Genomic DNA, 13,231 nt, shown 5'->3' on the forward strand with positions numbered 1-13,231 from the left:
GATGACGCGGGGCGGTGGAGCTGCCCCATACCACTGACCGTCAGCCGGTCACCGCCCGCAACCGGAGACGCCCGTCCATTGCTCCCGACACGCCGAGCAACGGCGTAAAACCCCGGCCTGACCTGCCCAAACCCCTTCACCCCCGAGCGCGACCCAGACGGACGCGCCGTCATCACCCAGCGTGACCGATCGGCGGTGGCGTCGGGTCGCCGCGACCGGCCGGTCCCCGTCGGCGAAGGCGGCAGCAGCCGCCGTGGACGGGCCGTTCGCACGCCGGTGGCACGGGCTGCACCGCGGACCGACCGCCCGGATAGGGTCGCCCCATGGGGACGTGGACCGCGCCGAGCGCCATAGAACGAGAGCTGGAAGAGGCCAAGACCGCCGGAAACTGGCCGGCGTTCTTCGACGCCCTCGCCCTCGCCGACCTCTTCGTCCCGCAGGAGCGGTCCTTCCAGGACGCCCACCCCACCCGCATACGTCGCCGGCGCGTCCACCTGCCCCGGGTGCGCGCCGACGCGTACGTGGTCTTCACCGAGGGGATGCTGCCCGCGCCCTCCCCCGACCTGGTCTTCGAGAGCGTCGACCTCCGCTGGTTCTGCGAGAGTTACCCGCCCGACGGGCCCGCGTACCTGGCGGTGAACCCGGGGACGCCCTTCGAGACGCTGCTGCCCGCCACCCCCGCGCACCGCGCGACCTGGGCCCTGCACGACGGCCGCCGGCCGCGCTACCCGGGTCTGGAACAGCACAAGGTCCACGCCCTCCACGTCGGCGGGCCCCTGCACGGCCCCGTCGCCTTCGGGCTGGCCTGCGGCGCGCACCTCTCCGTACGCAACGGCATGTTCTGGAACGCCCTCGCCTACCACGGCCAGGGCTACACGAAGGAGCGCGAGAAGCTCCGCGACAGTTGGGGCGTCACCACCCGCGAGGAGTGGCTGGTCACCACCGAGCGTCTGCTGCGGGCCGACATGGTCAGCCCCGTCTGGGAGTTCGCGCTCCGCGTCCGCCAGGCGCTGGCGCAGGAGTTCGCCGGTCCCGTGGAGATCGAGCACTGGCGGCACGCCACCGAGGCGACCCTGCGCGCCAACGCCGAGCGGGCCGCCGAGCCCCGGCTGACGCCCGACGGGGTCACGGTGGCGCAGCCGCGCCCGACCGCCGAGGTGGAGGGCGAGATCGCGGGCGTGCAGCGGGTCATCGGCCGCATCACCCGCTACGAGCAGCGGTTCCGGGCGGACGGGGTGCTCGGCGAGGGCGCGTACGTGCGGTCGGTGGAGGCGTGGGACTACGGCCGCGCCTCCCAGATGGCCCGCTGGGGCGTCGGCGCCCGTTTCGGGACGCTCGCGGAGGCCGAGGACGCCGTCGTGCGGGCGGGGAAGGCGTGCCGGCTCGCGTACCGGTCCTGGGAGGAACTGTCGGCGGGTTTCGTCCTCGGGCGCTGCATGCAGTTCGACGAGGAGGAATTCGGGCCGTGGTACCAGGAGATGGCGACCGCGCACCGGGAGCTGACGAGCGACCCGGGAAGCCCCTGGCGCAATCTCGGCTGGGGATGACATCCCGAACCTCGGGTAATCACACCGCGGGCCCGGAAACCCGACGCGGGGCCGCACGGCCCCGACTAGCCTGCCCCGTATGACTGTTGAGCTGAACGACACCGTACGCAAGCTGCTGGACGCGCCGCACCCGGCCGTCCTGACGACGCTCAACCCCGATGGCGGACCGCAGAGTTCGGTGGTCTGGGTGACCCGGGACGGCGACGAGCTGCTGGTCTCCACCGAGCAGGGGCGCCGCAAGGAGCGGAACATCGTCCGCGACGCGCGGGTCGGCCTGACCGTCTTCGACCTGACCAACCCGTTCCTCTACGCGGAGATCCGCGGCACCGCCTCCGTCACCGAGGACACGGGCCGGGCGATCGCCGTCCGGATCGCCGAGGAGTACATGGGCCCGGGCGCCGGCCGGGAGTACGCGGACGCGCCCGCCGAGAACGTACGGGTGGTCCTGCGCATCACCCCGACGAACGTGCTCGGCAACGCCGCCAAGGCAGGCTAGGGAAGCGACGGGCCCAGGGCTCGCGGCGCGCGGGCTCAGGGGAGCCGTGGGGCGACGGTGGTCCAGGCGTCGACGGCCGCGCGGAGGGGGTCGTCGGCCGCCAGGTGGGCCCGGACCAGGGCCATCCAGGGCAGCAGGTTCTTGATCCGGCGCAGGCCGAGGATGCGGTCCCGGGGCAGGTCCCGCCAGACCTCGGCCTCCGCCGCCGCCCGCGCGGGAGTCAGGTCGATCAGTGCCAGCACCTCCCGGCACAGCTCGGCGGGGTCACCGCCCCGGCCGGGCCCGAACCGCTCGATGAGATAGCCCCGTACGGCCGCCCGCTCGACCCCGCGCGCCGCGTCGTCCGGGTAATCCCCCCGGGCCACGGCGGCGAGCGCCACCCGGCCCCAGCGCAGCCGTTCCGCGTCGGACAGCGTTTCGTCGTGTGTCCGGGTCACGGCCAAGGCGCGCAGGGGGCCCGGGTGCGGCTCCTCGCCCAGCGGCGGGTCGGTGGCCAGCCATGCCTCCAGGTCGGCCAGCGCGTGCCCGGCGGGCGGTACGCAGGTCAGCACCTGCCCCCGGGACAGGAGCGCGACCATGGGCCCGGTGAGGTGGACCCGCGCCGCGTGCGGGGGGTCCACGAAGTCCCGGGGCGCTCCCCACGCCTCGATGCGGGCCAGGCCGAGCCTGAGGCCTCCGGCGGTGTATACCTGGCCGGCCCGGGCGACGCCGCCGATGACGCGGACGACGCACACCCCGCCCGTGACGTCGGCCTCCTCGACGGAGTACACCTGCAACTCGGCGATCGGCACCCGTCCCCCCTTCCTCCGGCCCGGAGGCTACCGCCCCGCGTTCAGACCCACGACGGCCCTTCCAGGACCAGGCGGATCTCCGTCACCTCGTAACCGGCGCGATCGAACGCGGCGGCCATCGGGGCGTTGACCGTGTCCGTCGTCGCGGTGATGCGTCGGGCGCCCCGGCCCGCGTGGAACCGGGTGATCTCCGCCAGGATCTCGTCGATCAGGCCCTTGCCGCGCTGTTCCGGCACGACTCCGAGGTATCCGACGTTGGGGTGGTAGGGGGTCGCGGAGGGAACGGCCAGGCCGGCGAGGGTGCCGTCGGGCAGTTCCGCCAGGCGCCACCAGGAGCGTTCACCGGGGCAGTCACGGTAGAACGCGAGGTCCTCGCGGGCGAGTCGGGTGGCGTCCATGGAGCGCAGCTCGGTCTGGGTGTGCAGGTCCAGGCTGCCCGCCGACACCCGGGCGAACGCCTCGACGAACTCCTCGTCCGTGCCCTCGCGGAAGCGCAGCCGTCCGGTGGGCTCCACGGTCCCGGCGGCCGGGTTCCACTCGTAGCGCAGCCGCTCGATGGCGCTCGTCAGACCCGCCCGGTACGCCGCCTCCCGGCGCCAGGCGACCGCCCCGGCGATGTCGGGTCGGCCACGCCAATCGCGGGGCAGCGAGGCGTGGTAGCCGGGGAGATTCCCGAAGGCCGTGTGTCCGGCGGTGAGCAGGCGGGCGGCGACGGCCACCGGATCGGCGACACCGGCCCGGACCTGGAGGCAGTCGAGGGCGATGGGGCGTTCGCTGTCCTCGCGGCCCCACCACAGGGCGCGGGCGAGGATCTCGCCGTCCTCGTCCTCGGCGAACCAGGTCCACTCGGGACGCAGCCGCCCCGCCGCCAGTTCCGCGCGGACGCGGTCGGCGGGGAGGGCTTCGAGGGGCCCGTCGGCGGGGTACGCGAGGGCGCGGTCGATGTCGGCGGGGTCTGCGGTGGCAGCGCGGAAGAGCATCCGCCGATGATCACCCCGGCCGAACGTTCGGGGCCAGGGGGTTTTCCGGACGGGGCCACGGGTCCGGCCCGGAACGGCCGGTGGCCGGGCTCCCCTGGGGGAGCCCGGCCACCGGCGCCGCGTCGTCCTGTCCCGTCAGGACCAGGTGACGAGACGGCGGGGGTGTTCCAGGACCGCCGCGATGTCGGCCAGGAAGCGGGAGCCGAGCTCGCCGTCGATCAGCCGGTGGTCGAACGACAGCGCCAGCGTGGTGACCTGGCGCGGCTTGACCTTGCCCTTGTGCACCCACGGCTGGAGCTTGATCGCGCCGACCGCGAGGATCGCGGACTCGCCGGGGTTCAGGATGGGCGTACCGGTGTCGACGCCGAAGACGCCGACGTTGGTGATGGTGATCGTGCCGTTCTGCATGTCGGCCGGCGAGGTCTTGCCGTCGCGGGCCGTGGCGACCAGCGAGGACAGGGCCTCGGAGAGCTCGGGCAGCGTCTTGGCGTGGGCGTCCTTGATGTTCGGGACGATCAGGCCGCGCGGGGTGGCCGCCGCGATGCCGAGGTTGACGTAGTGCTTGAGCACGATCTCCTGGGCCGCCTCGTCCCAGGACGCGTTGACGTCCGGGTTGCGGCGGATGGCCACCAGGACGGCCTTGGCGATGAGCAGCAGCGGGTTGATCCGCAGACCGGCGAGGTCCGGGTCGTCCTTGAGCTGCTGGACCAGCTTCATCGTGCGCGTCACGTCGAGCGTGATGAACTCGGTGACGTGCGGGGCGGTGAAGGCGGAGTGGACCATCGCCTGGGCGGTGACCTTGCGGACGCCCTTGACCGGGATACGGGTCTCGCGCGCCGTCGGCCCGCTCTCCACCGTGGCGGCTGCCTCCGCGGCGGCCGGGGCCTGGACCGGGGCGGCGGCCGGCGCGGCCTGCGCCTGGGCCGGGGCGGCCTGCGGGGCGAGGGCGGCCGCCGCGGCGGCGTGCACGTCCTCGCGGGTCACGACGCCGCCCTCACCGGTGGGGACCACCGAGGCCAGGTCGATGCCGAGATCCTTGGCGAGCTTGCGGACCGGGGGCTTGGCGAGGGGGCGCTCGGTGGTGCCGAGCGCGGTGCCGTTGCCGTTCCCGTTGCCGTTGCCGTTCAGCCCGGCGGTCCCGTTCTGCGCGGGGACGGGGACGGGGACGGCGGGGGCGACCGGCGCGGCGGGCGCCGCCGGAGCGGCCACCGAGCCCGCTCCCGCAGCCGCCACGGCCTTGCGCGGCCGGCGCTTCGTGGAGGCGGTGGACACGCCGTAGCCGACCAGGACGGGTTGGCGCGCCTCGGCGGCCGGCTCCTCGGCGGGGGCAGCGGCCGGAGCGGCGGCCGGGGCCGCCACCTCCTGCGCCGGCGCCTCGGCGGCCTCGCCCTCGGTCCGCACCGAGATGATCACTTGGCCGACGTCGACCGTGGTGCCCTCCTCGAAGAGGAGCGCGTGCACGGTGCCGTCGAAGGGGATCGGCAGCTCCACGGCCGCCTTCGCCGTCTCCACCTCGCAGACGACCTGCCCGTCGGTGACCGTGTCACCCGGCTGGACGTACCACTTGAGGATCTCGGCCTCGGTGAGGCCCTCGCCCACGTCGGGCATCTTGAATTCGCGGATCGTCACAGGGCTCTCCTCAGTACGCCAGCGAGCGGTCGACGGCGTCGAGCACCCTGTCCAGGCCCGGCAGATACTCGTCCTCCAGGCGGGCCGGCGGGTACGGCGCGTGGAACCCGCCCACGCGCAGCACGGGCGCCTCCAGGTGGTAGAAGCACCGCTCCGTGATGCGAGCGGCGATCTCCGAACCCACGCCCAGGAACACCGGCGCCTCGTGGACGATCACCAGTCGGCGGGTGCGCTCTACCGACGCCTGGAGCCCGTCGAAGTCGATCGGGGACATCGACCGCAGGTCGACGACCTCCACCGACTTGCCCTCCTCGGCGGCCGCGGCCGCCGCCTCCAGGCAGACCTTCACCATCGGGCCGTACGCGGCCAGCGTGAGGTCCGTACCCTGGCGCGCCACGCGGGCGGCGTGCAGGGCGTCCGGGATCGCCTCGACGTCGACCTCGCCCTTGTCCCAGTAGCGCCGCTTCGGCTCGAAGAAGATCACCGGGTCGTCGCTGAGGATGGCCTGCTGGAGCATCCAGTAGGCGTCGCTCGCGTTCGACGGCGAGACCACCTTCAGGCCCGGGACGTGCGCGAACAGCGTCTCCGGGGACTCGCTGTGGTGCTCGACCGCGCCGATGCCGCCCGCGTAGGGGATGCGGATGACGACCGGCATCTTGATCTTGCCGAGAGAGCGCGCGTGCATCTTGGCGAGCTGCGTGACGATCTGGTCGTAGGCGGGGAAGACGAACCCGTCGAACTGGATCTCCACGACCGGCCGGTACCCGCGCAGGGCCAGGCCGATCGCCGTGCCGACGATGCCGGACTCGGCCAGCGGGGTGTCGATGACCCGCTCCTCGCCGAAGTCCTTCTGCAGGCCGTCGGTGATGCGGAAGACGCCGCCGAGCTTGCCGACGTCCTCGCCCATGATCAGGACCTTGGGGTCGGTCTCCAGGGCCTTGCGCAGCGAGTCGTTGAGCGCCTTCGCGATGGTCAGCTTCTGTACGGCCATGGTGGTCACTCCCCGCCTTCGAAGGACGCGAGGTACGCGGCGAACTGGGCGCGCTCCTCGTCGACGAGCGCGTGCCCGTCCGCGTAGACGTTCTCGAAGATCGCCATGGTGTCCGGGTCGGGCATGGCGCGCACGACCTCGCGCACCCGCTTGCCCAGGGTCTCGCTCTCCTCCTCCAACTGCGCGAAGAACGCCTCGTCGGCGCCGCCCGTCGCCAGGAGGTGGGCCTTCAGGCGCAGGATCGGGTCCTTGGCCTCCCAGGCCGCCGTCTCCTCGTCGCGCCGGTACTTCGTCGGGTCGTCGGAGGTGGTGTGCGCGCCCATCCGGTACGTGAACGCCTCGACCAGGGTCGGGCCCTCGCCGTTGCGCGCCCGCTCCAGCGCCCAGCGGGTGACCGCGAGGCAGGCCAGCACGTCGTTGCCGTCGACCCGGACGCCCGGGAAGCCGAAGCCCTGGGCGCGCTGGTAGAGCGGCACGCGCATCTGGCGCTCGGTGGGCTCGGAGATCGCCCACTGGTTGTTCTGGCAGAAGAACACGACGGGGGAGTTGTATACCGCCGAGAAGGTGAACGCCTCGGCCACGTCACCCTGGCTGGACGCACCGTCACCGAAATAGGCGATGACCGCGGAGTCCGCGCCGTCCTTGGCCACGCCCATGGCGTACCCGGTCGCGTGCAGCGTCTGGGAGCCGATGACGATCGTGTAGAGGTGGAAGTTGTTGGTGTTCGGGTCCCAGCCGCCGTGGTTCACGCCGCGGAACATGCCGAGCAGATTGGTCGGGTCGACCCCGCGGCACCAGGCCACACCGTGCTCACGGTAGGTGGGGAAGACGTAGTCGTCGTCGCGCAGGGCCCGGCCGGAGCCGATCTGGGCGGCTTCCTGACCGAGGAGCGAAGCCCACAGGCCCAGCTCGCCCTGACGCTGCAAGGCGGTCGCCTCGCCGTCGAAACGGCGGGTCAGGACCATGTCGCGGTAGAGCCCGCGCAGGTCCTCGGTGGTGATGTCGGCGACGTAGGGCGCGAACCGCGCGCTGTCGGCGCTCTCGACCCGTTCTCCCTCGGGCGTCAGCAGTTGTACGAGCTGAGGCTCGGCGTCGTGCGGCTGTGCGGTGGCAGCGGCGGTCTTGCGGGCGCTATCGGCGCCGGCCGCCCGCTTGGTGCCGCTGCTGCGTCGCGGCTTGCGCGCGGCAGTGCTCTCCACGGTCACGTGTGCTCCTCCGTCGGTCCGGCACCCGGGTTCTCCGGGGTCCAGTGCGGCTCACCTGTATGCGTACCCGCGCACGGGGTGGGTGCGAGGAAGGTACGGGATTCAGGCGTGACAGGTGCCCCGGCGAGTGCCCTGCGCAATGCACGTTACCCAGTGCCTCGCATAACTGCGAAACCCCGTTTGACCTGCGATTTTGCTTGGATATCCAAGTAAATCGGCGGTTGCGGGAACAACCACTGGTCACAGCCTTGCAGGGGGCCGGAACAACGGCACGTTATCCCGGGTAACAGCGTCAGGGAAGGGGTGAGTGTGTGAAACTGACTCCGTGCCCGAAAACGGAAAAATCAAGGTATTCCTCCTGGACGACCACGAAGTGGTGCGCCGGGGAGTGCATGAGCTGCTGTCCGTGGAAGACGACATCGAAATCGTGGGCGAGGCGGGCTCGGCGGCCGACGCGCTGGCGCGCATCCCGGCGACCCGCCCCGATGTCGCCGTCCTGGACGTTCGGCTTCCGGACGGCAGCGGGGTGGAGGTGTGCCGGGAGGTGCGCTCGCAGGACGAGGGCATCAAGTGCCTGATGTTGACGTCGTTCGCGGACGACGAGGCCCTGTTCGACGCGATCATGGCCGGTGCCTCGGGGTACGTACTGAAGGCCATCCGCGGGAACGAGCTGCTCAGCGCGGTACGGGACGTGGCGGCGGGCAAGTCCCTGCTGGACCCGGTGGCCACCGCCCGGGTGCTGGAGCGGCTGCGCGACGGCAACAAGGGCCGGGGTGACGACCGGCTGGCGCACCTCACCGAGCAGGAGCGCAAGATCCTCGACCTCATCGGCGAGGGCCTGACGAACCGCGTCATCGGCGAGCGGCTGCACCTGGCGGAGAAGACCATCAAGAACTACGTGTCCAGCCTGCTGTCGAAGCTGGGCATGGAACGCCGCTCCCAGGCGGCCGCGTACGTGGCCCGCCTCCAGGCGGAGAACCGCGTCTAGCGCGACCGCGTTGAACCGGCGCGCGAGCCGCGCGCGACCGCGCCCGACCACGTCGCTTGCGCTCCCCGAGCGCCGTACGACCACGGCCCGACCGGCCCGACCGCGGCGCGCCGGTCAACGGGTGCACAATCCGGGCCCCGAGTCCGCATACGCGGACGGGCCCGGCGGAATTCCTTCCGGCGGGCCCGTTCGGTGGGAACCGTCCCTATCCGACCTGGCCGTTGTCCGGACCCCCGGAGACCGAGGTGGTGGGCTTCGACGGGGTCGACTTCTCCGCGGTCGGCGTCTTTTCCGTCGGCGGCGCCGACGTCGGCGACTTCTCCGAGGTGGGCGTCTCCGTGGACGGCGTCGGGGTGGTGCTCGGCGTGTACTTGGTGCGCCCCGGCGTCGGCTTGAAGGTCTCCTGGTCGTCCGACTCCGAGGAGTCCGACGACGGCGCGGAGGGCGTGGGCTCCGCGGAGGAGCTCTGCGAGGCCTTCGGGGAATTGCTGTGGGTGGTGCCCGGCCCCTGTCCGGTGCCACCGCCCATCGTCTTGACCGCGTAGGCGACACCACCGGCGATCGCGAGGATCGCCAGGACCGCGAACACCCACATCTTCCAACGGCTGCTCCGACGGTCGTCGTAGCCGTCGTAGCCGCCGCCCTGCCCGTAACCGCCGTTGCCGAAACCGCCGTTGCCGTAGCCGCCGTTGCCGTGGCCACCGTTGCCGCGGCCCCCGTTGCCGCCGCCCGGGAAGGCGGAGCCGTCGTCGGGGTTCAGCGGGGGCACCATCGGCCGCTGGAACTGGGAGGTCGGGGCGTTCTGACCGTACGGCGGGCGCGGTCCGCCGGGACCGTGCATCTGCGCCGTCGGCGCGGCCCCGCCGGGCTGGCCGTGCGGCAACGCCATGGTGACCGGACCGGTGTTCCAGGTACCGGAGTTGGGTCCCTGCTCCTGGAGCATCTGGAGCGCGTACTGGACCAGCCCGCGCATCTCCTCGGCGCTCTGGAACCGGTCGTCCGGGTCCTTCGCCAGGGAGCGCATGACCAGGCCGTCGAGCTCCTGCGGGATGTGGTGGCCGTCGGGCAGCTGCGAGGGCGGCACCGGCGCGTCCTGGACGTGCTGGTAGACCACCGACAGCGGCGTCTCACCGGTGAAGGGCGGCCGCAGCGCGAGCAGTTCGTAGAGCAGGCAGCCGGTCGCGTACAGGTCCGAACGGTGGTCCACGGCCTTGCCGAGCGCCTGTTCGGGCGACAGGTACTGCGGAGTACCCATGACCATGCCGGTCTGGGTCATCGTCGACTGCGCGCCGTGCAGGGCGCGGGCGATGCCGAAGTCCATCACCTTCACCGCGCCGGTGTTGGTGATGATGACGTTCGCGGGCTTGATGTCGCGGTGCACGATGCCGTGCTGGTGCGAGTACGCCAGCGCCTCCAGCACCCCCGAGACGATGATCAGCGCCTGCTCGGGCCCCGGGGCCTCGGCGCTGATCAGGAGTTCGCGGATGGTGCGGCCTTCGACCAGCTCCATGACGATGTACGGGACGACGTTCGGGCCGACCCGGTCCTCGCCCGAGTCGTAGACCGCGACGACGGCATGGTGGTTGAGCCCGGCGACCGACTGTGCCTCGCGGGTGAAACGGGCCTTGGAGACCGGGTCCTCGGCGAGGTCGGCGCGCAACAGCTTCACGGCGACGGTGCGGCCCAGCCGGACGTCCTCGGCGGCGAACACCTCCGCCATACCGCCTCGTCCCAGGCGGTGGGTGAGGCGGTAGCGGCCGTCGCCCACCAGGCCGCCTGCGCCCCAATGCTCAGGATCCTCGGCCATCCCGGCGCCGGTTCCGTCGGGTTCGGGTGCCATCAGTCCTCGCCGTCGTCTCTCTCGTCCGTAACTTCTGCGGGTCCTCTTCGGGTGCTCCGACGAACGCTACAGCCTCGGAACAGGTCGCCGTTCGGGCAATGGCACGCCGTGGCCCCCCGGTCACGGAACGGGCACCTGGCTTGACTGCGGCTTGCCCTCCGGCAGACTGGGCCCGACATGCGCTCTGCCAGACGCGTTCGGACACAGCCCGAGGGGAAGCAACAGTCATGAGCCAGGACGGCACACGGGGCCGGTACGCAGGCGGTTCCCTGTCCGGTGGCCGTTACCAGCTAAGGGACTTGCTGGGCGAGGGCGGCATGGCGTCCGTCTACCTCGCCTACGACTCGGCGCTCGACCGACACGTGGCCATCAAGACCCTGCACAGCGAACTGGGCCGGGAAGCCTCCTTCCGCGAACGGTTCCGCCGCGAGGCGCAGGCTGTAGCGAAACTGTCGCACACCAACATCGTCTCGGTATTCGACACGGGCGAGGGGACGGTGACGTTCGACGGCTCCGCCGCGGACGACGGCGCCCCCATGCCGTACATCGTGATGGAGTACGTGGAGGGGCAGCCGCTCGGCTCCGTGCTCCAGGCGGACGTCGGTCAGTACGGCGCGATGCCGGCCGACCGGGCGCTGAAGGTGACGGCCGACGTGCTGGCCGCGCTGGAGACCAGCCACGAGATGGGGCTGGTCCACCGCGACATCAAGCCCGGCAACGTGATGATGACCAAGCGCGGCGTGGTCAAGGTCATGGACTTCGGCATCGCGCGGGCCATGCAGTCGGGGGTCACCTCGATGACGCAGACGGGCATGGTCGTGGGCACCCCGCAGTACCTGTCGCCCGAACAGGCACTGGGTCGCGCGGTGGACGCCCGCTCCGACCTGTACTCGGTCGGCATCATGCTGTTCCAGTTGCTGACCGGCCGGCTGCCCTTCGACGCGGACTCGCCGCTGGCCATCGCGTACGCGCACGTCCAGGAGGAGCCGGTCGCCCCGTCCTCCGTGAACCGTTCCGTGACCCCGGCGATGGACGCGCTGGTGGCCCGGGCCCTGAAGAAGAACCCGAACGAGCGTTTCCCGACGGCCGCGGCCATGGCGGACGAGATCGCGCGGGTCCTGTCGGCGGGTCAGACGGGTGCGCCGGTCATCGTTCCCGGCGCGGCGGCGGGCGGCAGCGGCGCCGGGGTGAGTTCGGCGGTGTTCCCGCCGGTGGACTCCGCCTTCCAGACGCCGCCGCAGTCGGTGCAGCAGCCGTACCAGTCCCCGCAGCCGACGCCGTCCCCGTACGCGCCGCACACCCCGGCGCAGGGCGGGTACGCGTACCCGCCGCAGCAGCACACGCCGGCCCCGCCGCAGCAGCAGTACGCCCCGCAGACGCCGCCGCCGTTCACCATCTCGCCGAACCCGGGCGGCGGGACCACGGCCATGGCCACGGCGACGAAGTCGAACACGCCGGTGATCGTCGGCGCGATCGTGGTGGCGCTGCTGGCCGTCGGCGGACTGATCGCGGTGCTCAACGGGGGCGGCGGCGACAAGGGCGAGGCGAAGGGCGGCGACGCCTCCGCGTCGGCGTCCGCGTCGGGCTCCGCGAAGCCGGGGCACAAGGGTCCGGACACCTCGCGCACGATGGAGACGGAGAAGTGCAAGAACCCGTCCAAGGACTTCCGGGACGCCTCGAAGGTGTCGGCCCCCGACTTCACGTACAAGAACCTGCTCTCGGTGAAGGACTGCATCCAGGCCGCGGGCGGCAAGTACAAGATCGAGACCAAGGACGAGGCGGTCTTCGGGCAGGACACCGTGCTGGCGCAGTTCCCGCCGGCCGGGACCGCGGTGACCAAGGACCAGGAGTACACGCTGACCGTGTCCACCGGCGACCCGCAGTAGCCGCGGCGGGCAGCGTCGGCACCGCCGGCGGTTGAGGCTGGCCGCCGCCACGGCGCACCGGCATCCCGGGCCACCCTGTTGGGCGGTCCGGGATGCCGCTTTTGTCCCCCCGTGCGAGTGTGAGCCCTGAACGGGCCCGAGCGACCGCCGTCCCGCGCGCTCGCGCCGCCCGCGCCGCTCGGACGGGAGGGGCTTTCCGGTGACCCAACGCCTCCGCGCGCCGGTGTGGGCGGCCTGGGCCGCGCTGGTCGCCGTCGCGGTTCTGGGCGTCGCGCCCGCGCAAGGCCGGGGTTCCGCCTCCGCGCGGGTCCCGATCGCCTCCGCGAGCGCCGACCCGGTGGCCGACGTATCCGATGACGTACCCCGAGAGGCGTACGAGGAACTGGCCGGGAGTGCGGCCGGGGTGGGGCGCGAGCACCCGGGACGGCCCGTGGGCGAGCCGGCGGACCCCGAGGCGATGGTGGCCTCCCGGCCGCGCCAACGGCCCGCGCGTCCACAGCGACCGCCCGCCCTCCCGCCCGGCACCGCGCCGATCGGACCGCCGTCCGCGGCGCCGTCCACCGCCCCGTCCACCGCCCCGCCCGGGACGCCCTCGTCCGCGACGAGCCCCGGCCCCGAGGGGGAGGCGAGTCCGGGCACCGGGGTCGGCGTTCTCGGTACCGGGGGGAACGACCGGGCCGCCGATCTGGCCGCGCACATGCTTCCCCTCGGGACGGGGCTCGCCCTGATGGGGCTCGGTCTGGGGTTCATCGGGGTGCGGCTGCGCCGGGGTCCGTAGCGCGCAAGCGCCGGCCCACGAGGCACCGGGCAGCGTGACGCGCGGGGCCCGCGGGGCGGCCCGTCCCTCTCACGACGTACGACCTCAGGCGGTTGCGGAC

Annotated in this window: 11 protein-coding genes; 5 read left to right on the forward strand and 6 right to left on the reverse strand. The window is 72.5% G+C overall.

The features are described 5' to 3' along the window. Window positions 1–323: 323 nt before the first annotated feature. Both ACFVXJ_RS10580 and ACFVXJ_RS10585 read left to right on the forward strand, forming a co-directional pair. Window positions 324–1,547, forward strand: a complete 1,224-nt coding sequence (locus tag ACFVXJ_RS10580) for a DUF1266 domain-containing protein (protein ID WP_389661302.1) — start codon at window positions 324–326, stop codon at window positions 1,545–1,547. 79 nt (window positions 1,548–1,626) lie between these two features. Beyond that, window positions 1,627–2,043 (forward strand): PPOX class F420-dependent oxidoreductase, encoded by a 417-nt coding sequence (locus tag ACFVXJ_RS10585; protein ID WP_389661304.1) that lies wholly within the window; start codon window positions 1,627–1,629, stop codon window positions 2,041–2,043. Between the two features lie 35 nt (window positions 2,044–2,078). Here ACFVXJ_RS10585 and ACFVXJ_RS10590 read toward each other — a convergent pair whose 3' ends face one another. The 5 genes from ACFVXJ_RS10590 to pdhA form a co-directional block, all read right to left on the reverse strand. After that, window positions 2,079–2,834, reverse strand: a complete 756-nt coding sequence (locus tag ACFVXJ_RS10590; RefSeq protein ID WP_389661306.1) for a hypothetical protein — start codon at window positions 2,832–2,834, stop codon at window positions 2,079–2,081. Between the two features lie 41 nt (window positions 2,835–2,875). Then, on the reverse strand, window positions 2,876–3,814 hold the full coding sequence (locus tag ACFVXJ_RS10595) for a GNAT family N-acetyltransferase (RefSeq protein WP_389661308.1): 939 nt from the start codon (window positions 3,812–3,814) through the stop codon (window positions 2,876–2,878). Window positions 3,815–3,949: 135 nt separating this feature from the next. Then, entirely contained in the window at window positions 3,950–5,422 is a 1,473-nt protein-coding gene (locus ACFVXJ_RS10600) for a dihydrolipoamide acetyltransferase family protein (protein WP_389661567.1), read from the reverse strand. A gap of 31 nt (window positions 5,423–5,453) precedes the next feature. Next, on the reverse strand, window positions 5,454–6,434 hold the full coding sequence (locus tag ACFVXJ_RS10605; protein ID WP_389661310.1) for an alpha-ketoacid dehydrogenase subunit beta: 981 nt from the start codon (window positions 6,432–6,434) through the stop codon (window positions 5,454–5,456). 5 nt (window positions 6,435–6,439) lie between these two features. Beyond that, window positions 6,440–7,639 (reverse strand): pyruvate dehydrogenase (acetyl-transferring) E1 component subunit alpha, encoded by a 1,200-nt coding sequence (gene pdhA / locus ACFVXJ_RS10610; protein ID WP_389661312.1) that lies wholly within the window; start codon window positions 7,637–7,639, stop codon window positions 6,440–6,442. 325 nt (window positions 7,640–7,964) lie between these two features. Here pdhA and ACFVXJ_RS10615 point away from each other — a divergent pair, with 325 nt between their 5' ends. Beyond that, window positions 7,965–8,627 (forward strand): response regulator, encoded by a 663-nt coding sequence (locus ACFVXJ_RS10615; protein ID WP_389661314.1) that lies wholly within the window; start codon window positions 7,965–7,967, stop codon window positions 8,625–8,627. Window positions 8,628–8,832: 205 nt separating this feature from the next. On the opposite strand, the gene ACFVXJ_RS10620 is transcribed toward ACFVXJ_RS10615, so the two are convergent. After that, the gene (locus tag ACFVXJ_RS10620; RefSeq protein ID WP_389661316.1) at window positions 8,833–10,467 is read right to left on the reverse strand and encodes a protein kinase; all 1,635 of its coding nucleotides are present in this window, start codon (window positions 10,465–10,467) and stop codon (window positions 8,833–8,835) included. Between the two features lie 227 nt (window positions 10,468–10,694). Between ACFVXJ_RS10620 and ACFVXJ_RS10625 the strand changes: the two genes are divergently transcribed. Both ACFVXJ_RS10625 and ACFVXJ_RS10630 read left to right on the forward strand, forming a co-directional pair. Continuing rightward, on the forward strand, window positions 10,695–12,353 hold the full coding sequence (locus ACFVXJ_RS10625) for a protein kinase (RefSeq protein ID WP_389661318.1): 1,659 nt from the start codon (window positions 10,695–10,697) through the stop codon (window positions 12,351–12,353). A gap of 199 nt (window positions 12,354–12,552) precedes the next feature. Further along, window positions 12,553–13,131: a hypothetical protein gene (locus ACFVXJ_RS10630; RefSeq protein ID WP_389661320.1), complete on the forward strand. Its 579-nt coding sequence runs from the start codon at window positions 12,553–12,555 to the stop codon at window positions 13,129–13,131. Window positions 13,132–13,231 lie beyond the last annotated feature (100 nt).

The organism is Streptomyces sp. NPDC058279 (assembly GCF_042881255.1).
Taxonomy (GTDB): domain Bacteria; phylum Actinomycetota; class Actinomycetes; order Streptomycetales; family Streptomycetaceae; genus Streptomyces.